18 protein-coding genes are annotated in these 19,429 nt (G+C 54.1%); 6 read left to right on the top strand and 12 right to left on the bottom strand.

Features of this window, described 5'->3' with window-relative positions; genetic code table 11:
* Positions 1 to 18: 18 nt before the first annotated feature.
* A complete protein-coding gene (locus WFN87_RS10670) occupies positions 19 to 732 on the top strand; it encodes a GntR family transcriptional regulator (RefSeq protein ID WP_336982004.1) in 714 nt (237 codons plus the stop codon).
* On the opposite strand, the gene WFN87_RS10665 is transcribed toward WFN87_RS10670, so the two are convergent.
* A complete protein-coding gene (locus WFN87_RS10665) occupies positions 729 to 1,928 on the bottom strand; it encodes an enolase C-terminal domain-like protein (protein WP_008460333.1) in 1,200 nt (399 codons plus the stop codon). The genes WFN87_RS10670 and WFN87_RS10665 overlap by 4 nt on opposite strands.
* A gap of 279 nt (positions 1,929 to 2,207) precedes the next feature.
* Between WFN87_RS10665 and WFN87_RS10660 the strand changes: the two genes are divergently transcribed.
* A complete protein-coding gene (locus WFN87_RS10660) occupies positions 2,208 to 3,620 on the top strand; it encodes a PTS transporter subunit EIIC (RefSeq protein ID WP_336982006.1) in 1,413 nt (470 codons plus the stop codon).
* 43 nt (positions 3,621 to 3,663) lie between these two features.
* The gene (locus WFN87_RS10655) at positions 3,664 to 4,659 is read left to right on the top strand and encodes a LacI family DNA-binding transcriptional regulator (protein WP_008460330.1); all 996 of its coding nucleotides are present in this window, start codon (positions 3,664 to 3,666) and stop codon (positions 4,657 to 4,659) included.
* On the opposite strand, the gene WFN87_RS10650 is transcribed toward WFN87_RS10655, so the two are convergent.
* The 6 genes from WFN87_RS10650 to WFN87_RS10625 form a co-directional block, all read right to left on the bottom strand.
* Positions 4,654 to 6,096: a glycoside hydrolase family 32 protein gene (locus WFN87_RS10650; RefSeq protein ID WP_336982010.1), complete on the bottom strand. Its 1,443-nt coding sequence runs from the start codon at positions 6,094 to 6,096 to the stop codon at positions 4,654 to 4,656. The two genes, WFN87_RS10655 and WFN87_RS10650, sit on opposite strands and share 6 nt — an antisense overlap.
* 4 nt (positions 6,097 to 6,100) lie before the next feature.
* Entirely contained in the window at positions 6,101 to 7,351 is a 1,251-nt protein-coding gene (locus WFN87_RS10645) for an oligosaccharide MFS transporter (RefSeq protein WP_336982012.1), read from the bottom strand.
* A gap of 202 nt (positions 7,352 to 7,553) precedes the next feature.
* Complete coding sequence (locus tag WFN87_RS10640; RefSeq protein WP_166864839.1) at positions 7,554 to 8,213, bottom strand: methionine ABC transporter permease; 660 nt, start codon at positions 8,211 to 8,213, stop codon at positions 7,554 to 7,556.
* A complete protein-coding gene (locus WFN87_RS10635) occupies positions 8,210 to 9,001 on the bottom strand; it encodes a methionine ABC transporter ATP-binding protein (RefSeq protein ID WP_008460326.1) in 792 nt (263 codons plus the stop codon). Before WFN87_RS10635 ends, WFN87_RS10640 begins: the two co-directional genes overlap by 4 nt.
* Positions 8,998 to 9,804, bottom strand: coding sequence for a MetQ/NlpA family ABC transporter substrate-binding protein (locus WFN87_RS10630; RefSeq protein ID WP_008460325.1), 807 nt, complete (start codon positions 9,802 to 9,804; stop codon positions 8,998 to 9,000). The genes WFN87_RS10635 and WFN87_RS10630 overlap by 4 nt, the downstream gene beginning before the upstream one ends.
* Positions 9,805 to 9,833: 29 nt before the next feature.
* Positions 9,834 to 10,871, bottom strand: a complete 1,038-nt coding sequence (locus WFN87_RS10625) for an isopenicillin N synthase family dioxygenase (RefSeq protein WP_336819167.1) — start codon at positions 10,869 to 10,871, stop codon at positions 9,834 to 9,836.
* Between the two features lie 379 nt (positions 10,872 to 11,250).
* Here WFN87_RS10625 and WFN87_RS10620 point away from each other — a divergent pair, with 379 nt between their 5' ends.
* The 3 genes from WFN87_RS10620 to ykgO all read left to right on the top strand — a co-directional run bounded on the left by WFN87_RS10620 (position 11,251) and on the right by ykgO (position 13,684).
* Positions 11,251 to 13,155, top strand: a complete 1,905-nt coding sequence (locus WFN87_RS10620; protein WP_336982015.1) for a methyl-accepting chemotaxis protein — start codon at positions 11,251 to 11,253, stop codon at positions 13,153 to 13,155.
* A 124-nt stretch (positions 13,156 to 13,279) separates the two neighbouring features.
* Positions 13,280 to 13,540, top strand: coding sequence for a type B 50S ribosomal protein L31 (locus WFN87_RS10615; RefSeq protein WP_008460319.1), 261 nt, complete (start codon positions 13,280 to 13,282; stop codon positions 13,538 to 13,540).
* 3 nt (positions 13,541 to 13,543) lie between these two features.
* On the top strand, positions 13,544 to 13,684 hold the full coding sequence (gene ykgO / locus WFN87_RS10610) for a type B 50S ribosomal protein L36 (protein ID WP_003859006.1): 141 nt from the start codon (positions 13,544 to 13,546) through the stop codon (positions 13,682 to 13,684).
* A gap of 3 nt (positions 13,685 to 13,687) precedes the next feature.
* On the opposite strand, the gene WFN87_RS10605 is transcribed toward ykgO, so the two are convergent.
* The 5 genes from WFN87_RS10605 to acrB form a co-directional block, all read right to left on the bottom strand.
* Positions 13,688 to 14,164, bottom strand: coding sequence for a YlaC family protein (locus WFN87_RS10605; RefSeq protein ID WP_008460303.1), 477 nt, complete (start codon positions 14,162 to 14,164; stop codon positions 13,688 to 13,690).
* Between the two features lie 125 nt (positions 14,165 to 14,289).
* Entirely contained in the window at positions 14,290 to 14,841 is a 552-nt protein-coding gene (maa, locus tag WFN87_RS10600; protein ID WP_008460300.1) for a maltose O-acetyltransferase, read from the bottom strand.
* Positions 14,842 to 15,091: 250 nt separating this feature from the next.
* Entirely contained in the window at positions 15,092 to 15,307 is a 216-nt protein-coding gene (locus tag WFN87_RS10595; protein ID WP_008460299.1) for an HHA domain-containing protein, read from the bottom strand.
* 27 nt (positions 15,308 to 15,334) lie between these two features.
* Positions 15,335 to 15,709, bottom strand: coding sequence for an Hha toxicity modulator TomB (gene tomB / locus WFN87_RS10590; RefSeq protein ID WP_008460297.1), 375 nt, complete (start codon positions 15,707 to 15,709; stop codon positions 15,335 to 15,337).
* A gap of 564 nt (positions 15,710 to 16,273) precedes the next feature.
* Positions 16,274 to 19,423 carry a multidrug efflux RND transporter permease subunit AcrB gene (acrB, locus tag WFN87_RS10585; RefSeq protein WP_166990600.1) on the bottom strand — a complete coding sequence of 1,050 codons (3,150 nt, stop codon included), beginning with the start codon at positions 19,421 to 19,423 and terminating at the stop codon, positions 16,274 to 16,276.
* Positions 19,424 to 19,429: the final 6 nt, after the last annotated feature.

The following is a 19,429-nucleotide window of genomic DNA, read 5'->3' as shown; positions in this document are numbered from 1 at the left end:
AAAGGTTAGGAGCCCGCGATGAAAAAGAAAGACTTTGTGACCCAGGATTTACTGAGCAAAATTTATCAGCACAGCGAATCTGGCCCGCGCAAATTGCCGCCTGAGCGGCAGCTGGCCGAAGAATATGGGGTTTCACGCTTTACCATTCGACAGGCGCTGGAAAAACTGGTCAGCATTGGCGTGGTTTCCATTATTCAAGGGTCCGGGATCTGGATTAACGAGCAGGCCCGAAGCAGTCCGCTGGTGTATAACTCGATTACCGAAAAGTCTTTCGACCGCATTACGTTTCGGCTGATTAGCCTGCATAAAAAGCTGCCCGACCGCGACGAACAGCAGGTTTTTGGCCTTGGCGCCGGGGAGTTTATCTGGCAGTTTTGCCGCCTGCGCCTGGTGGATGGCCAGAAAGTACAGATTGAAACGTCGCGCCTGCCGGCTAAAGATTTCCCCGACCTCAACCAGAAGGCGATAGAAAGCTCTTTGCAGCAATATGTCCTGAGCAAGGGGTTTCGTATTTCGCATTTACTGACCCGCTACCAGGCCGTTGCGGTCAATAAAGAACAGGCCCAGCTGCTCGAATGCAAGAAGGGCCAGCCCGCGATGCAAATCAGTAATCGCGGCATTCTGGATGGGGGACGGGTGTTTGAGATCAGCGATATCGTCGATATCAACTATTCCTGCACCTACGTTATCCCCTTCAACCACGCTAATCTCGCCCGCCGTAAAACGTCTTAAGGCGTGTGGATCGCGCCGTTGGGCAGACGGCTTTGCGTCCATTCGTGCGGGCGATATTCCACCGGGAAGCGTTCAGCCTGCTGCTGGTCAAACCCCACGCCAATGCCCGATTTTTCCAGAGGATACATATAGCCTTTTTCCGCAGCCGGGGAGCCGGGGAAGACGGCGGCGGTGTTCTCTTTGACGGGAATAAACTCCTGAATCGCCGCGTTATGCAGGTGAATGTTCAGGTGCGTATTCACCGCAACCGCAATCGGCGTCATGTCCGGTGGCCCGTGCCAGGCGAGGCGCACGCCAAAGGCCTGGCAGAGCACCGCCAGTTTTAGCGCCGGGGTGATCCCGCCGATCTGCGAAACGTGGCAGCGAATAAAATCGATGCGGCGGTTCACGATCAGGTCATGCCATTCCGCCGGGTTGTTGAACAGTTCGCCCATCGCCAGCGGCACGGAGGAGTGCTGGCGCACCTGTTCCAGCCACGCGCTTTGCTGCGGCGGCAGAATATCTTCGATAAACCACGGCTGGTAAGGCTCCAGCGCTTTCGCCAGTTGAATGGCCTGCTGGGGGAATAACCGCTCGTGAACGTCGTGCAGGATATGGAAGCGGTGGCCGTATTTCTCACGCAATGCGCGGAACATTTCCACCGTGTTAGCCATGTATTCGTCCTGGTCGTAATACGCGCCGGGCGTGGGATCTTTGGTCTGGTGCATACTCTGAGGCGTGCCGCCATAGAACCCCAGCTGGCAGCGGATGTAGCGGTATCCTTGCGCCAGCAGCTTATCCACTTCCTGATAAAGCCCTGCAAGCGTTTCACTGGCGGCGTGGCTGTAAACGGCGATGGCATCCTTCGATTTGCCGCCCAAAAGCTGGTAAAGCGGCATATTCGCCAGCTGGCCTTTGATGTCCCACAGCGCCATATCCACGCCGGCGATGGCGTTGTTCATGACCGGGCCGTTTCGCCAGTAGGCGTTGACGGTCATCATCTGCCACAGGTCTTCAATGTGGTTGGCGTCGCGGCCAATTAACAGCGGCTTGAGGTATTCATCGACCAGGGTTTTTACCGCCAGCGGCCGCTGCTGGAAGGTGGCGCAGCCGAGGCCGGTGACGCCTTTGTGAGTGGTGACGCGGACCGTGACCAGGTTGTGCCGGTCCGGTTTAGTAATAAAACATTCAATATTTTCGATAATTGTGGGTAGCACGAGAAAGCTCCACCGTCAGGCTGAGATAAACACAGTGAATTAAATTCTGCTATTACTATCACCCTATTTTTCTCTTCGGGTAAACGCTTTTTTGACTCTTTTTTATTGGTCAGTTATTTCACTTTTAAAGGCCATAAAACCGTACCAATTGCTGTTCTTGTTCTTTTGTTTTGGCTATTTGTGACGATTGTCATGTTTCATTGGTTTGTTTTTGATTTTTCTATTCTCTACCATCGGCGCAGCAACACATAACAATAAACCAACACCGGGGAGTTATTCATGGGGAGTCGTGACGTCATTGCTTCTATTATTCGTCTGGTCGGCGGGACGGATAATATTAATAAAGTCTGGCACTGCATGACGCGTCTGCGTTTCGATTTAATTGATGATAATAAAGTGAACCAGGCGGAGATCAAAAAGCTGCCCGGCGTGCTGGGCGCACAGACACAAAGCGATCAGTTTCAGATAATCATCGGCCCACAGGTGAACAGCTGGTATGAGCAACTGACTGCGCTGCTTGGCGGCGCAAAAGAGGCACCTGCCGCTTCTACTGGCAAGAAAGAGCGTAAGAGTCTGGTGTCGCTGTTTATGGACACGGTTTCCGGCGTTTTTGGCCCGATTGTCCCGGCAATAGCCGGGGCGGGGATGATCAAAGGCCTGCTGGCCGGGCTGGTGGCGCTCAAGCTGATTTCGGCCAAAAGCGATACGGTGATCGTTATCGATCTCATCGCCAGCGGCGTGTTTTATTTCCTGCCGTTTTTCCTCGCGATCTCCGCGGCAAGAATGTTTAAAACTAACGAATACCTCGCGGCGGCGGTGGCGGCCTGCTTCATGTATCCGTCGCTGATTGAGGCGGCGAAAGCGCTGGCCGCGCATCAGGCGGGCGCGGTGGATGCTTTCTATTTTCTGAATGCGATCCCGGTTTCGGTGTTTAACTACGCCTCCAGCGTGATCCCGGTTATTTTCTCGGTGCTGGCGCTGAGCTACATCCACCGCTGGGTGGACAGCATCATGCCTGACGTGCTGAAAACGGTGTTCACCCCGACACTGACGTTATTCATCTCCGCGCTGGTGGCGCTGGTGGTGATCGGCCCGCTGGGGATTTATCTGGGGAAAGGGCTGGCCTGGTTTATTGAAGGGCTGTTCGGGATTTCCGCGAGCTTCGCCGGGCTGGTGGTGGGCGCAATTCGCCCGATAGCGATTCTGACCGGAATGCACCACGCCATGACGCCGATTGCGCTGCAGAACTTTACCGATCGCGGCTATGACATGCTGATGCCTATGATGTTTATGGCCAACATGGCTATCGCCGGGGCGACGTTTGCCATCTGGCGGCAGAGCAAGTCGAAGGCGGATCGTTCGGTGGTGCTCTCTGCCGGGATCTCCGCGCTGCTGGGGATTACCGAACCGGCGCTGTTTGGCGTGTTAACCCGCTACAAGAAAGCGTTTATTGCCGCCACGGTTGCCAGTTCGATTGCGTCGGCCTTCATCGCGTTCTTCGGCGTGCGGCTGTACGGCTATATTCTGTCGAGCATTTTTAGTCTGCCCGCTTATATTGGGCCGTACTTTATCTTTGCCCTGCTGGGCGTGGCGCTGGCGCTGGCGCTGGCGCTGGGACTTTCTTTCGCGCTGACCACCGTGCTGGTGCGTGAGAAAGAGACAAACGCATTCTCGTCGAGAAAAAGCGTGTAAAAACCGCTACTATCGGTTTTTCTCTCGTGCTGAATGATTGGATATGGCTTCTCTGAAAGATGTTGCAACCCTGGCGGGCGTGTCGCTGATGACCGTTTCCAGGGTCATTAATCAGGCTGAACACGTTAGCCCGGCGACCCGGGAGCGGGTACAGCGGGCCATTGATGAGCTGAATTATGTGCCGGACTATTCCGCCAGGAAGATTCGAAGCAAAGGCGTTAAAGCATCGACAATCGGTATTCTGGCACTGGACACCGCCACCACGCCCTATTCTGTAGAAATACTGTTGGCCATTGAGCAGACTGCACGTGAGCGAGGCTGGAACAGTTTTCTCATTAATATTCTTTCTGCTGACGACGCCGAGCGGGCAGTGAATCAACTCCTGGCCCAGCGGCCGGACGGCATCATTTTTACCTCGATGGGGCTGCGGCACGTTGAGCTCCCTGCGGTACTAAAAAACCACCGGGTGGTGCTGGCCAACTGTATTAGTGATGATGCTGATTTACCGAGTTACATTCCGGATGATTTTAACGGGCAGTACCAGGCCACTCGCCATCTGATTGAGCGGGGATACCGCCGTCCGCTTTGCCTGTGGCTGCCCGAAGAAGCGCTTGCCAGCCGTTCTCGTCAGGATGGATTTGAGCAGGCCTGGCGCGAAGCCGGGCTCGACGTTGAGACTGTGATGCAGTATCACATGCAGTGGGGCGATAGCCATTATCCTGAATTGGCTGGGCTTGTTCTGGCACATTGCCAGCAGGGAAAAGCGGATTTCGATGTGCTGGTGTGCGGTAATGACCGCATCGCTTTTGTGGCCTGGCAGACGCTGTTGGCGCAGGGCGTGGCAATTCCTGAGCAGGTGGCTGTGCTTGGATTCGATAATCAGATAGGGATCGGTGATTTGTTCCTTCCGCCGCTGACGACGGTTCAGTTGCCGCATGACGCGATTGGTCGCCAGGCGGCATTGCATTTAATTGACGGGTTGACCCGCAGCGGCATCCAGCGGCTGCCTTGCCCGCTGGTCAAGCGCGTTTCTCTATAGCGCGTTCAATTGCCACAGCGTGCCGCCCCGGCATAAGGCTTTCCCGTGGCTGGCAAACAGTTCCAGCTGACGTTCCCCAGGCTGCGGGTAGAGGCGGCTGCTGAGACAATATTCGCCCTGGTTAACAAAGACTTCGATGGAAGAGCGATCGATAAAAATCCGCAGATGCAGGTCGCCGTTTTCCGATAACGGCACACTGCGATCGCCGTCCAACTGCGCGTCCTGATAGCCGCGTGACAGCACCAGACGCTGCGTCAACGCATCGACAAACAGCTCACAACCCTGTCCAAGGCGAATACCGTAGCGTTCAGCCGTGCTTTGCCCGGCTTCCCAGGCTATCTCTAACTCCACGGCTTCTGCATTCGGGTGCAGCATCAGCTCTTGCGTGTCCAGCACGCAGGGTAGCACTAATTGCTCCCCGATGCGGAGCGTTGCCAGTTCGTGAACCGGATTTTGGTAGAGTTTGCCGTTTGGCATCACGCACAGCTCGCGCGGCACGGTAAGGCAACCCGCCCAGCCTTCGCGTTTAGAAGGCATGGGAGATTCCCACATGTCCATCCATCCCAGCACGATGCGGCGGCCATCTTCGGCGACAAAGGACTGCGGGGCGTAAAAATCGTGGCCGTGATCCATCTCTTCAAACGGCTGATAAACGGTGAAGCCTTTCCCCGGTTGCCATCGCCCACGTAAATAGCCGCTCTGGAACAGGTTCTGATAAGCCAGGCCTTTAGCCTTGATGCCCTGCGGGGAAAACATCAGGATCTGGCTGTTTCCGAGCGGAAAGAAATCCGGGCATTCCCACATATAACCCATATCCGCGTTGGCTTCTGCGAGAATGCGATCTAACTGCCACTCACGAAGTGAATTGCCTCGATAAAGTAATACTTTGCCTCGATCGTGCTCGTCCCGGGCACCAATGACCATCCACCAGGTGCCCTCCTGTTGCCATACCTTCGGATCGCGGAAATGCATGATGCCGGGCGGTGGGGTGAGAATGACGCCTTGTTTCTTAAAGTGAACCCCGTCTTCGCTGGTGGCGAGGCATTGCACCTGGCGTATAGCGCTGTCATTGCCCGCACCTTCCAGCCAGATATGCCCGGTGTAAATCAGCGAGAGCACGCCGTTATCGTCCACCGCGCTGCCGGAGAAGCAGCCATCGCGATCCCATTCGTCCCCCGGCGCCAGCGCAATGGGCTGATGTTCCCAGCGAACCATATCCCGGCTGGTGGCATGCCCCCAATGCATTGGCCCCCAGTTTTGATCGAACGGGTGGTGCTGATAGAAGGCGTGGTAAAGCCCATTGTGATAAATCAGGCCGTTAGGATCGTTCATCCAGCCCGCGGGTGGGGCCAGATGATAGAGCGGATAAAAGGCGTTGCCGCGCGCTGTTTGCAGAGTTTCTAAGGCGGATTGCGCCTTGTTCAGTGGGGTATTCATAGCATTACCTGGTGGTCAGATTTAAAGAAGGATGTTCGTTCCCGGGGGTTGAGTCTTTGAGCAGAAAAGCGGATATCAGCGTGAGTGCCAGAACCAGTCCGGCCAGAATCATGTAGGTGTCTGCGAAGCCTAGCTGGTCGTAGCCGCGCCCCACCAGTGGAGAAAGTACGGTGGCACAGATTGACGTTATAAACTGGAAGCCCACCAGATACAGCGTGGCGGAGAGTCGCTGATCGAACTGCGTGGTGATGTACTTAAACATTGAAATAAGCAGGATAGGAAGCTCAACGGCGTGCAATAGCTTCATGCAGGAGATGGTCAGCGGATCGCTTGCCATCCCGGAGCCAAAAATACGCATCGCCATGATCAGGCCGCTGAGCAGCAATCCGCGTTTGGCCCCGATGCGGTTAACCAGCATTGGGGCGAGAAACATTCCGCCCGCTTCCAGAAAGACCTGAAAAGAGTTGAGAAAACCAAACATTTCGTTGCCGCGCTGCACGTCGTTAAACAGCGAGGCGAAGTACACCGGGAACTGCTGATCGTATACGTTGTAGACGCTGACGCCGCAAACGAAAAGGACCAGCGCCCAGAAGCGAGAGAGCTTCAGCAGCCCGAAGGCATAGGTCAGCGTAAGGGCGCTGGCTTTGCCGTATTCCAGTTCGCTGAGGGCGTTAGGTTGCATATCGCGCATGCGCCACAGCAACAGCAGAAACAGGCAGGCAGAGGCGCTACCCATCCAAAAATTCAGCTGTGGATCGAGATTAAAGAGCAGCCCGGCAAAAAATGTAGCGCCAGCCCAGCCTAAAGAGCCCCACATGCGTGACTTGCCGTATTCAAAGCCAACGATGCGGCTGACGCGCTCGGTATAGGACTCCAGCGCACCAATCCCGGCGAAGAAGGTTGCCCCGACATAAAGCCCGACGCTGATAGCACCTGCGACAATATTTATCTGGAGCAAGGGCGTGCAGACGAAGATAAACCAGGGGCCGCTTATCAGAAGCAGGACGCCTATCACCCACAGCAGCGATTTACGAAGCCCCAGTTTGTCCTGAACAAAGCCGTACAGCGGCTGGGCACACAGGGCGGTAAAGGCGATGATGGAGAAGATCAGCCCGGTTTCCGCTCCTTTCAGGCCGATTTTCTGGTTCAGCCAGAGGGCGATCAGTGAAAACGCCGATGACCAGGTCCAGAAAAAGGTAAACAGCAGCCCGCTCAGGATCAGATAGTAGTGTTTATTGCGTTTGGTCAGTGCCATGTGTGCAGTCTCTGAATGCTTGAATGACTGTATTGTTAACGTTAACTTTTGAGTGGGAGAAGAGCGTAAGATTCATAAATGTGATGTTAATCGCAATAGTTAACGTTAACAATGTGGTTTTGTGATCCAGATTGGATCATCAGCGAAAGCGGGAAATTAGAGGGAGGCCCGATGCAGAGCATCGGGCGTTCATCAGGGCGGATCAGCGGCGATGGGCCAGGCGGCGAACTAAATGGTCGCCGAGGCTTTGCACCAGATGCACCATTACAATCAGGATGATGACGGTTCCGACCATGACCTGGTTGTTAAAGCGCTGGTAGCCGTAGCGAATCGCCAGGTCGCCCAGACCGCCGCCGCCGATAACACCGGCCATTGAAGAGAAGCCGATCAGCATCACTATTGTCAGCGTGATGCCCGCCAGAATGGCAGGGAGCGCCTCGGGCAGCAGCACTTTACTCACCACATGCCAGGCGTTGCCGCCCATCGACAGAATGGCTTCAATCCGGCCTTTGTCTACCTCATCCAGCGCGCTTTCGACCACGCGGGCGAAGAAGGGGAAGGCGCCGATGGTGATGGGCACCACAGCGGCAGTGCTGCCGAGCGTGGTGCCGACGATAATGCGGGTCAGCGGGATCAGCGCGATAAGCAGGACAATAAACGGCAACGAGCGCCCCACGTTAATGATGCTGCCGAGAACCTGATTCAGGCGAGGCGCGGGCAATACCGCATCCCGGCGAGTCAGGAACAGCAGGACGCCGAGCGGCAGCCCAATCAGTACGGTAAACAGCCCGGCCAGGCCCACCATGTAAAGCGTGTCGAGGGTGCCGTCCAGCAGGAGCGGCCAAAGATCTTCCCAACTCATGCTACTTCGCATAAGACTCTCCCTTCCACGCCGTGGCGGCGTAAGAACTCGCGTTCGGCCTCTGCGTCGTGCAGCAGAGAAGTGCGTAACCTGGAGAACGGGTCGACTAATCGTTCAGACAGCGGGCCGCTTTCGATTAATTGGCCGTGCTCCAGCAGCGCCGCGTGATCGCAGATGGCTTTGACGACTTCCAGTTGATGGGTGATCAGTACGATCGTCAGCCCAAGCTGGCGGTTGATGTCCGCCAGCAGGGCCAGAATTGACGCGGTCGTGTCAGGATCCAGCGCGCTGGTGGCCTCATCGCAGAGCAGGATTTCCGGGTGGGCGGCCAGCGCCCGGGCAATGCCAACGCGCTGTTTTTGCCCGCCGGAAAGCTGGGACGGAAAGGCTTTGGCTTTGTCGCTCAGGCCCACAAGATTCAGCAGCTCGGCAACGCGCTTTTGGCGAGCCTCACGCGGTGTGCCGGAGATTTCCAGCGGCACGGCAACGTTGTCCTCCACGCTGCGGGCGTGAATCAGGTTGAAATGCTGGAACACCATGCCGGTGCGCTGGCGGTGCTGGCGCAGCTCGCGCTGGTTAAAAGTGGTGATGTCCCGGTCATTCATGATAATGCGGCCCGAGGTGGGCCGCTCCAGCAGATTGAGACAGCGAATAAGCGTACTTTTCCCGGCGCCGCTGCGGCCCAGAATGCCGTAAATAGCGCCATCCGGGACCACAAGGTTAATGTCATCCAGCGCCGGTCGGCCTTCTCCGGCGTACACTTTGCTCAGCCGCTCAAGAGCGATCATGACTTAGTCTCTACCGGGATCACCGAGCCGTTGTACTGCTTGCGAATGAACTCGGCCACCTGAGGGGATTCAAGATCTTTCGCCAGCTGTTTGATGCGTGGGTCGTTTTCCAGATTCGGGTTGGTGACCAGAATGTTGGCGTAAGGGTTATGGGTGGCGCTTTCCAGGCCAAGGGAGTCTTTGGCCGGGCTGAGTCCGGCTTCCAGCGCATAGTTGCCGTTGATCACGCCCAGGCCTACGTCATCCAGCGAACGGGGAATCTGCGGGGATTCAACTTCCAGGATTTTCAGCTTCTTCGGGTTGCTGGCAATGTCTTTGGGCGTTGCCTGGTTGGTGGCGGCGTCCTTAAATTCCGGTTTGAGGGTGATCAGGCCTTTGTCCTGGAGCAGGTAAAGGGCACGACTGAGGTTGGTGACGTTGTTCGGTACCGCGATGGTTGTGCCTTCCGGGATGGATTTCAGGTCTTTGTATTTGTGTGAGTAGATGCCCAGCGGTTCGATATGTACCGTGGCGGCAACGACAAATTTCTTGCCGAGCGCTTTCTCCTGGTCACGTAGATAAGGCACATGCTGGAAGTAGTTGGCATCGACGTCGCCGTTCGCCAGCAGTTCGTTGGCGTTAACGCCGTTGCTCAGTTCGACGACCTTCAGCTTGAGATTAGGGTCGAGTTTTTGCACAAAGGCGAGGATTTCCGCATGCGGGACCGGATCTGCCGCGACGCGCAGCGCATCTGCGGCCTGTGCCGCGAAAGCCAGAGACAGTGACAGCGCAACGCCAGCCAATTTAAAAGCGGTCTTTTTCATCATTATTTTCCTTTTGTTTTAATGTGTTATTAAGCGATCAGTTCACTGCTGTTACGAAGGACATCCGGGTAATAACGCTCCGCCACGTCAGGGTGTGAGCGCAGGCGGCCTTTCAGATAGTTCCAGCCCACGTCGCGCAGCAGCGGGTTTTGCGGGTCGCTTTCTGGCCCCAGGGCTTCGCGGGCCAGCGATTCCGGGAGCTGATAAACCGGCACCACGGCGTTGAGCTGTGCGCCGAGGAAGAAGGCGATGGACAGGCGTTCTTCATCCTGAGGAGGAGAAACTACGCGGTGAACGGTAGCGCGCAGGTAGCCGTTGGTGGCCAGCTCCAGCAGTTCGCCAATATTGACCACAAAGCTGCCCGGCAGCGGCTGGGCATCGACCCAGTTGTCCGGCGAGACTTCGACCTGCAGGCCTTTTTTCTCGTCCTGCAGCAGGAAGCTCAGGAAGCCGGAGTCTTTGTGAGCGCCCACGCCCTGGCTGCTCTGCGTGGCAGACTGCCCAGGATAGCGAATCAGTTTGATGTGTTCGTTGGGCAGGTTGCCGTAAAGGTCGTCAAAGGCATCGGCCGGCAGGCTAAGGGCTTCGGCAAAGGTGCGCAGCAGTTTTAACGCTACCGCGGTCATTTCGCTTTGCCACCGTAAAAGCGTGGGCTTGAGTTCTGGCCTGGCGGTCGGCCAGAGGTTTGGCCCCTGCAGGCGACGCCACGCCGGGGCATATTCATCCGGCGGCAATGCCTGGCGTTCTGCGCCGAGGTCAAACTGTTCGCGCCAGTCGGGCTGGCCGCGGGTAAGTTCGCTGGCGGCGCGGTTGTAGCCACGGAAATGCGGCGAATGGATCATCGCCACCTGCTGTTTTTCATCGTCGGGGAGGGCAAAGAAGCTGCGGGCTTCGTCCTGGACCGCCTGCTGCAGGTCAGGGCTGATACCGTGGTTGATCAGGTAGAAAAAGCCAATTTCTCGCGCGGCGTAGCGCAGCTGGCTGAGGAAGGCTGAACGGTCAGTTTCACTGCCGCTCAGTTGGGAAAGGTCAAGAATCGGCAGTGCCAGGCCTGGATTGGTGCTCATAGTTTACTCCGGTCAATAAAGTCTTAGAAAAGGCGGTCGGTTTGAGTTCGGCACAACAGCGGCACAGCATCATGGCAATGTCCTTCTGGATACGGTCGGGTAGCGTTAGCGCTTACCTTGCCGCAATCAAAAAACCTCGCCCAATATTGTTATCTTCTAAGGTATGACCCGGTGGGGTTCTAAGCATTTGCGGAAACGAGAAAAGTCTAATCATTGCAAAATATTTCAATGAATAGGGGTAACTTATGGATTTCACTGAGGCTTAATTACATTTAGAAATAGTTAACGAGCAGTTAAGTTATGGCGGCAGTTAAGTTTATGGGTTTTATGCCGAAGAGGTTGCTAAGCGTTTCGCTTTCTACCCCCAGGTGTCTTCATCATGCTAAAAACTACACAATCCCGATTTATTACCTCTTTATGTTTGTTTTTCATGTTGTTAATTACGGTCACTTCGCTGGTGATTCACTTTTTTGTGACGCCGCAGCTGAAGCGCAACGAAACCCAGCTGATTCGCTTCGAAGTGGATAACGTGGCGGTCAATATTACCGAGCAGATGAACCGGGTACAGGCGCAGATGCGCAGCATTACCCAGTCCGTGGCTGCAATGCAAAGCGATGATATCAATAAGTTATTACCGACGCTGGTGGATCAGTACCAGGATGTGAACGTGTTTGGCGGCGGCATCTGGCCTCTGCCGGAAAAACGCGAGGCGGGGCGCAATAAGTTCAGCACTTTCTTTGCCCGCAACGGCAGCAATAAACTTGAAGAAAATACCTACTGGAACTCGGATGCCGCGCCTAACTACTACGAGCAGGTGTGGTACAAAGCCGGGCTGGCTTCTCCGGCAGGGCAATGTGCCTGGGCAAACGCCTACCAGGATGACGCCAGCCCGCAGCCGCGAACTAACTGCGCCATGGCGATTACCAAAGAGGGGCAGCCGTGGGGCGTGGCAACCATCGACGTGACGCTGGGCTTCTTTAATCAACTGGCCAAACAGATGAGCGAGGCGGTGAAAGGCCAGGTGCTGATCATCGAAGCCGACGGGAAAGTCGTCGGCAACGCGGATCAGATTGGCAAAACGGCGGGCTTAAAAAATCTTTCTGAGCTGAGCGGCTCGCTGCCAATGGCGAAAGCGGTTCAGGGAATGTTGCCCGGTTTCAATGCCAGCCAGAGCGGTGAGAATGAATACGATAACGACGGCACTTCGCACACCGTTATTTTACAGACGGTAAAAGGCAGCCCGTGGATTCTGGCGGTTGACCTGCCAACTGCGCTGCTGACCAAACAAACGGACGCGATTCTGCTGCGCCTTGGCATGGTGCAGATCCCGATGGCGATCGTTTTGCTCGGGATCCTGGTGCTGTTTGTTCGCAACATGATGCGCCGCCTGGGCGATCTTAACCACAACATCAGCCGCCTGTCTGCCGGTGGTGCTGATCTGACGCAGCGCCTTGAGCCCACCAGCAGCCCGGAATTTAACGCCATTATCGACAGTTTTAACGGCGTGATTAGTTACCTGCAAACCATGCTGCGGCAGGTTGGGGATAGCGCCAGGGCCATTTCTTCGGCCTCTCATCAGATTGCGACGGGCAACCAGGATCTGTCCGCCCGCACCGAAGATCAGGCCAGTTCGATTGAGCAAACGGCGGCCTCGATGGAGGAGCTGACCAGCACCGTTCGCCAGAATGCCGACAACGCCGCCCACGCCAACGAGCTGGCGCGCGAAGCGTCCAGCGTGGCGGTGAAAGGGGGAGAAGTGGTGAAGCAGGTCGTCAGCACGATGAATGCTATTCAGACTTCTTCCGGCAAAGTGGTGGATATTATCAGCGTGATTGACAGCATCGCTTTCCAGACCAATATCCTGGCGCTCAACGCCGCTGTTGAGGCCGCCCGAGCCGGTGAGCAGGGCAGAGGTTTTGCGGTTGTGGCTTCTGAGGTTCGCAGCCTGGCTCAGCGCTCTGCGCAATCGGCACGGGAAATTAAAGCGCTGATCGAAAATTCGGTGAGCAATGTGAATCTGGGGACTGAGCTGGTTAATCAGGCTGGCAGCACCATGGAAGAGCTGACTCAGGGCGTGCGTAACGTGACGACGCTGATGGCCGAAATTATGTCTTCCAGCCGCGAGCAGAGCACCGGCATTGAGCAGGTGAATCTGGCGATTAATCAGCTGGATAGCACCACGCAGCAGAACGCCGCGCTGGTCCAGGAAGTCTCTTCCGCCTCGCATTCTATGGCGGAACAATCCACTCAGCTTGAGCGTGTAGTCGCCGGATTTAAACTCTAATCACAGCGGGCACCCAGGCGGTGCCCGTTTCTTTTTGGCCTACCTTCCCGTTGAAACCCCGCTTGCAATTTGCCCAATCATCTTTTATTTTATTGTTACGTTATAACATATCGGAACGATTTTTATGCAGCGCGATATCCATCCGTTTTACCGGACCGTGGTGTTTCACGACACCAGCGTAAATGAATATTTTAAAGTGGGCTCGACGATCAAAACCGACCGCGAGATTGAGCTGGACGGGGTGACTTACCCCTACGTGACGATCGAAGTCTCTTCTGCTTCACATCCTCATTACACCGGCAAACAGAAAGTCTTCGTCAATGAAGGCGGCCCGGCGCGCTTCCAGCAGCGTTTTGGCAAGTTCTTTGGCGGGAAGGAGTCTTAAGAAATGCAGGTATTGAATTCACTTCGCAGTGCAAAACAGCGCCACCCCGATTGCCAGATTGTGAAGCGTAAGGGGCGGCTGTATGTGATTTGCAAATCTAATCCGCGTTTTAAAGCGGTGCAGGGACGGAAGAAACGTCGCTAGCGGTTATCGCTCACCCGCAGGTTGCTGGCGGGTGAGTGAGAAGACATCATAAAACGACAGTTCCCCTTTGCGGTTGAGCATTTTGTGCAACAAAGATTTTTGCTCTTCATCCACGCCTGGGGAGTTAAGAATTTCATCGATCAGCGCCGTGGGCACGTTGCGGGTGTTGTACCATTCGCCGTTATAGCAAACGCGCAGGTCGAGAACGTCAATATCGCTGTAGCGGTAGCGAGGGTTGACGTCAAAGAAGAAAAACGCGTTCATCAGCGCGAACAGCACGACCAGCAGCCATACTGAGCCCGCCAGGGTTTCTGATTCCAGCATTACCCACATTGTGGCAAACCAGCCGATATACATGCCGATAAATAATCCGGGATGCTTGCGGATAAAACTGATACTGAAGCGCGGGCGGTTATCGCGCTTTTCAGTTTCATTCAGATGTTCGATGGTATTGGTAAGCAGGCGCTGAATTTCTGACATGGTGTGCCTTCTAAGTTCTCTGTTTCGGTTGTACGCGTGGCCAGACTATTTTAAGAACCAGGGACCAGGCAAAAAAGTAACAGATAAGCCAAAAATAACCATAACAGTTAACAAGCCTGACCGACTTAAAGTGTCTTAATGATACGGGCCGGGTTACCCACCACAACGCAGTTGGCTGGAATATCTCTGGTCACTACCGAGCCTGAACCCACCACCACATTATCACCAATGGTGACGCCCGGATTAATAACCGCGCGTCCGCCAATCCAGACGTTATTGCCAATTGTCACCGGCTTGCCAAGTTCGACGCCGCTATTTCGTGTTTCTGCATCCAGGGGATGGGTCGCGGTATAAATATGAACGCCAGGTGCCAGCATACAGTTGTCACCAATGCGAATAGGACAAGGGTCCAGCATGACGCATTCAAAATTGGCGTAGAAGTTTTTACCCAGGTAGATGTTGTAGCCATAGTCGCAGCGGAAAGTGGGTTCGATGTAAGCCCCTTCGCTCTGGCCAAGCAGCTCGGCGAGGATCTCATCGCGGTACGCCTGTTCGTCCGGCGAACTTTGGTTGTAGCGATGCAGCAGTTGGCGTGCTTTGTGGCTCTCCAGCTGCAGGGTTTCGTCTCCAGGCCGGTATAGCTCTCCGGCAATCATTTTACGCTTTTCTTCACTCATCACGGGTTCCCTCTTCAGTGGCCTGCAAGGCTACCTGAATTTCGGAAGAAAAGAGTGGGTATCGTTCCCCGAGCGTGATGGACCTCACGTCGCAGACTGCGGCGCGGAAGGTTAGCGTTGAGGAGTGCTGGCGGTATTTCGCTGGCTGGTTAACGGGCGTTAATCCAAACCTGTGTAACATCGACTGAGACAAACCAGACAATAACAGAAGATAAAATGTGATTTTAAATATTATTTAATAAGACAGCTATTAACGAATAAATTTCCACACTGAGGGTGGGATTTTATCATACAGTTTATTCATCGTCAGTTCTGCAAGACGGTGGTCGGCTGCTGAATAAAATACCGCCAGTTCATTATCTGATAATTCATATTTATTTTTTTCTATTACGCGTTCCAGCGTATCAATTGTCTGACAACGCCGCAGGCGCATCAAATAATCGGTCTTAGTGAGCTTGGTAGTCATAAATTCGCCTTAAGTATTTTAATATTTTTAGAACGAGTGGCTTACTGGGTTAGCGCGACTCTCACTGATGAAACATCTGAACAAGCGATTCCCTGATTTACGCCACCGCTGCAAGTCCTGTGCGTTAATGCCGTAATTGCTAAATAACATGAAAGTATCGTCCAGGTATTCATCAATCTGTTCAATCAATTTGCTCTCATCTGGATACTTAATCTTATAATTAAGCGCCGATGCTGCAATGTGCTCAATCAATTCATTCAACTGCAGATTAATGGCCGACGTAGGATCATTAACCCACCCATGATTGCTCTCACCAAGATTGGTCAGACAATCGTGATACAGACTCTCACAGAGGAACTTAAGCTGCGCGATGTCGTGCCGCTTTGGTGAGTATTCGTCCATAGTGCTGCCCCTTTTATCGGTAAACCAAATGATAAACACAACGGGTTGGGGTGGACACACCTGAAGAGGTGAAGAACTGTTGCCACGATTATTACATGTGCTGTAACTATAAATCAATATTGCCTGGATTTCATGCGGCTCTAACGAAAAATTACAATTAAGTTAAAAAAGGAGAATACGTTACTAAATGTGAATTAAAACTTTAGTATGAATTTTAACTTAAATTCTCAGGCAGTCATTAACCCATAATCGGTAATATTTATAACTTTCAGCTGGTTAATCCATCTATAAGACTATTCTGTATCCGGCTAAAAATCAGGCGTTAATTTGTAAGAATATTCCCAAATAAATGTAACACTTCGGTTTTTGTTGTTTCGTTAATCATGGATTAACGAGCATTTAAGCGTTATTATTTCCGAAATGAGGCGGCATTTATGTTGAAGATAATGCGGAAGAGAGAAGTGAATGTGGAAATAAGAAATCTGAATTAACAATACTGAAACCGGTTTCTGTATTCATAAAAAAGGCCGCATTAGGCGGCCTTTTGTTATGTGATTGAACGGCTTACTGGTGATGCTCTACCGCATGCGCATGTTCAATATCTTCACTCTTGCGGCTAAAGCGGCGGCGTACCACCACGAAGAACACCGGCACGAAGAAGATAGCCAGCACGGTCGCGGTCACCATACCGCCCATTACACCGGTACCTACGGCGTTCTGCGCGCCACTGCCCGCACCGGTACTGATAACCAGCGGCATTACCCCGAGGATAAACGCCAGAGAAGTCATCAGAATCGGACGCAGACGCATACGCACGGCTTCCAGCGTCGCTTCAATCAGACCTTTGCCTTCTTTCTCCATCAGATCTTTGGCGAATTCAACGATAAGTATCGCGTTCTTCGCCGACAAACCAATGGTTGTTAGCAGGCCAACCTGGAAGTAAACGTCGTTGGTGAGGCCACGCATCGTTGCCGCCAGCAGGGCACCGAATACGCCAAGCGGAACAACCAGCATGACCGAGAACGGAATTGACCAGCTCTCATACAGCGCCGCCAGACACAGGAAGACCACAATCAGCGAGATGGCGTACAGGGCAGGGGCCTGGTTGCCGGACAGGCGTTCCTGGTAGGACATGCCCGTCCAGTCAAAGCCAATGCCGGTTGGCAATTTCGACGCAAGCTGTTCCATCATGTCCATTGCTTCACCGGTACTTTTACCCGGTGCTGCCTGGCCAAGAATTTCCATGGACGGTAAGCCATTGTAACGTTCCAGACGCGGTGAACCGTATTCCCAGCGTGAGGTAGAGAACGCGGAGAACGGTACCATCTGGCCGGAAGAGCCACGCACGTACCAGTTACCGATGTCGCTTGGCAGCATACGGTATGGCGCTTCGGCCATGACGTACACTTTCTTCACGCGGCCACGGTCGATGAAGTCATTGACGTAGCTGCCGCCCCAGGCTGCGCCCAGCGTGGTATTGATATCGCTGATGGATACCCCCAGCGCCTGTGCTTTTTCCTGATCGATATCGATTTTGAACTGCGGTGTATCTTCCAGACCGTTCGGACGCACGCCAACCAGCAGGTCAGGGTGCTGGGCAATCATGCCGAACAGCTGGTTACGAGCCTGAGTGAGCTGCTCGTGGCCAAGGTTTGCCTGGTCAATCAGCTGGAAGTCAAAGCCGGTTGCGGTACCCAGCTCGACAATCGCCGGCAGGTTAAAGGCAAAGACCATTGCATCTTTAATCTGCGAGAAGGTGCCCATCGCACGGCCTGCAATAGCCGGAACTTTGTTCTCTTCTCCAGAGCGCTCACTCCAGTCTTTAAGCGACACGAACGCCAGACCGGTATTCTGACCACGACCGGAGAAGCCGAAGCCGTTAACGGTAAACACTGAGTTAACGTTGGCTTTCTCTTTCGTCAGGAAGTAATCCGTGACTTCATCCAGCACTTTCTGCGTACGTTCCTGGGTTGCCCCCGCAGGCAGCTGCGCCATGGCTAACAGCACGCCCTGGTCCTCGTCCGGCAGGAACGAGCTTGGCAGACGAACAAACAGAACTGCCATGCCGACAACAATCAGCAAATACACCACCAGATAGCGGCCGGTGCTGCGCAGAATGTTACCGACGCTGTCGGTGTAGTGGTGCGTGCTCTTGTCGAACATTCTGTTGAACCAGCCGAAGAACCCTTTCTTGTCATCGTGATGACCTTTCGGGATTGGCTTAAGCATGGTTGCACAGAGTGCAGGAGTCAGGATCATCGCGACCAGTACCGACAGCACCATCGCCGAAACGATAGTAATCGAGAACTGACGATAGATGGCACCGGTAGAGCCGCCGAAGAAGGCCATTGGGACAAACACTGCAGACAGTACCATCGCGATACCGACCAGTGCGCCCTGAATCTGACCCATGGATTTACGCGTGGCTTCCTTCGGTGGCAGTCCATCTTCCACCATCACGCGCTCGACGTTCTCAACCACAACGATGGCGTCATCCACCAACAGGCCTATCGCCAGCACCATGCCGAACATCGTCAGGGTGTTTATCGAGTAGCCAAAGGTGGCAAGGATAGCGAACGTGCCCAGCAGTACCACCGGTACCGCAATGGTTGGAATCAGCGTTGCCCGGAAGTTCTGCAGGAACAGATACATAACCAGGAACACCAGCACGATAGCTTCGACCAGCGTTTTCACCACTTCGTTAATGGAGATTTTAACGAACGGCGTGGTGTCGTACGGATATACAACTTTCAGGCCTGCCGGGAAGTAAGGCTGAAGTTTTTCTACCGTGGCGCGTACCGCTTCGGCGGTATCCAGGGCGTTAGCACCTGTCGCCAGTTTTACACCCAGACCGGCAGCAGGCTGGCCGTTATAGCGAGCGATAACGTCATAGCTTTCGCCGCCCAGCTCAACTTTTGCCACGTCTTTCAGCAGTACGCGAGATCCATCCTGATTCACTTTCATCAGGATTTTGCTGAACTCTTCTGCTGATTTCAGACGGGTTTGCGCAATGATGGAGGCGTTCAACTGCTGACCTTTGACCGGCGGAGTCCCACCGAGCTGGCCCGCTGCTACCTGGGCGTTTTGTGCCTTGATAGCGTTGATCACATCCACCGGCGTCAGCTGGTAGTTGTTCAGTTTGTTCGGATCCATCCAGATACGCATCGCGTACTGAGCACCAAACAGCTGAACGTCACCGACACCGTGGGTACGGCTGACCGGGTCTTTAATGGTTGCGCCAACGTAGTCTGCAATATCCTGCTGGTTCATTGAACCGTCGGTGCTGATCATACCCAGTACCATCAGGAAGCTGCTTGAGGACTTCTCAACGCTAACCCCTTGCTGCTGTACTTCCTGCGGCAGCAGCGGCATAGCCAATTGCAGTTTGTTCTGCACCTGAACCTGTGCGATATCGGCATCGGTGCCGGAATCGAAGGTGATGGTGATTTGAACGGTACCAGAGGAATCACTGGTAGAGGACATGTATAACAGGCCATCGATACCGTTCATATTCTGTTCGATAACCTGGGTTACTGAATCCTGTACCGTTTTCGCATCTGCACCCGGGTAGTTAGCTGAGATCTGAATTGCCGGTGGCGCGATCGTAGGATACTGCGCGATAGGCAATTTCATGATCGCAAGCGCACCCGCCAACATAATAATGATGGCGATTACCCAGGCAAAGATGGGGCGATCGATAAAAAACTTAGACATGTCTTA

The sequence above is a fragment of the Cedecea sp. AS113 genome (assembly GCF_037152415.1).
Classification (GTDB): Bacteria; Pseudomonadota; Gammaproteobacteria; order Enterobacterales; family Enterobacteriaceae; genus Cedecea.
Note: the sequence above shows the minus strand (reverse complement) of the source record. Positions and strands in the feature narration are given on the sequence as shown.

What these genes read in the sequence shown, in the direction of transcription:
- WFN87_RS10670 (WP_336982004.1), top strand. Translation starts at nt 19, where the DNA reads ATGAAAAAGAAAGACTTTGTGACCCAGGATTTACTGAGCAAAATTTAT.
- WFN87_RS10595 (WP_008460299.1), bottom strand. Translation starts at nt 15,307, where the DNA reads ATGACTACCAAGCTCACTAAGACCGATTATTTGATGCGCCTGCGGCGT.
- WFN87_RS10620 (WP_336982015.1), top strand. Translation starts at nt 11,251, where the DNA reads ATGCTAAAAACTACACAATCCCGATTTATTACCTCTTTATGTTTGTTT.
- WFN87_RS10625 (WP_336819167.1), bottom strand. Translation starts at nt 10,871, where the DNA reads ATGAGCACCAATCCAGGCCTGGCACTGCCGATTCTTGACCTTTCCCAA.
- WFN87_RS10630 (WP_008460325.1), bottom strand. Translation starts at nt 9,804, where the DNA reads ATGAAAAAGACCGCTTTTAAATTGGCTGGCGTTGCGCTGTCACTGTCT.
- WFN87_RS10660 (WP_336982006.1), top strand. Translation starts at nt 2,208, where the DNA reads ATGGGGAGTCGTGACGTCATTGCTTCTATTATTCGTCTGGTCGGCGGG.
- ykgO (WP_003859006.1), top strand. Translation starts at nt 13,544, where the DNA reads ATGCAGGTATTGAATTCACTTCGCAGTGCAAAACAGCGCCACCCCGAT.
- WFN87_RS10635 (WP_008460326.1), bottom strand. Translation starts at nt 9,001, where the DNA reads ATGATCGCTCTTGAGCGGCTGAGCAAAGTGTACGCCGGAGAAGGCCGA.
- WFN87_RS10655 (WP_008460330.1), top strand. Translation starts at nt 3,664, where the DNA reads ATGGCTTCTCTGAAAGATGTTGCAACCCTGGCGGGCGTGTCGCTGATG.
- WFN87_RS10650 (WP_336982010.1), bottom strand. Translation starts at nt 6,096, where the DNA reads ATGAATACCCCACTGAACAAGGCGCAATCCGCCTTAGAAACTCTGCAA.
- WFN87_RS10640 (WP_166864839.1), bottom strand. Translation starts at nt 8,213, where the DNA reads ATGAGTTGGGAAGATCTTTGGCCGCTCCTGCTGGACGGCACCCTCGAC.
- tomB (WP_008460297.1), bottom strand. Translation starts at nt 15,709, where the DNA reads ATGGACGAATACTCACCAAAGCGGCACGACATCGCGCAGCTTAAGTTC.
- WFN87_RS10615 (WP_008460319.1), top strand. Translation starts at nt 13,280, where the DNA reads ATGCAGCGCGATATCCATCCGTTTTACCGGACCGTGGTGTTTCACGAC.
- WFN87_RS10605 (WP_008460303.1), bottom strand. Translation starts at nt 14,164, where the DNA reads ATGTCAGAAATTCAGCGCCTGCTTACCAATACCATCGAACATCTGAAT.
- maa (WP_008460300.1), bottom strand. Translation starts at nt 14,841, where the DNA reads ATGAGTGAAGAAAAGCGTAAAATGATTGCCGGAGAGCTATACCGGCCT.
- acrB (WP_166990600.1), bottom strand. Translation starts at nt 19,423, where the DNA reads ATGTCTAAGTTTTTTATCGATCGCCCCATCTTTGCCTGGGTAATCGCC.
- WFN87_RS10645 (WP_336982012.1), bottom strand. Translation starts at nt 7,351, where the DNA reads ATGGCACTGACCAAACGCAATAAACACTACTATCTGATCCTGAGCGGG.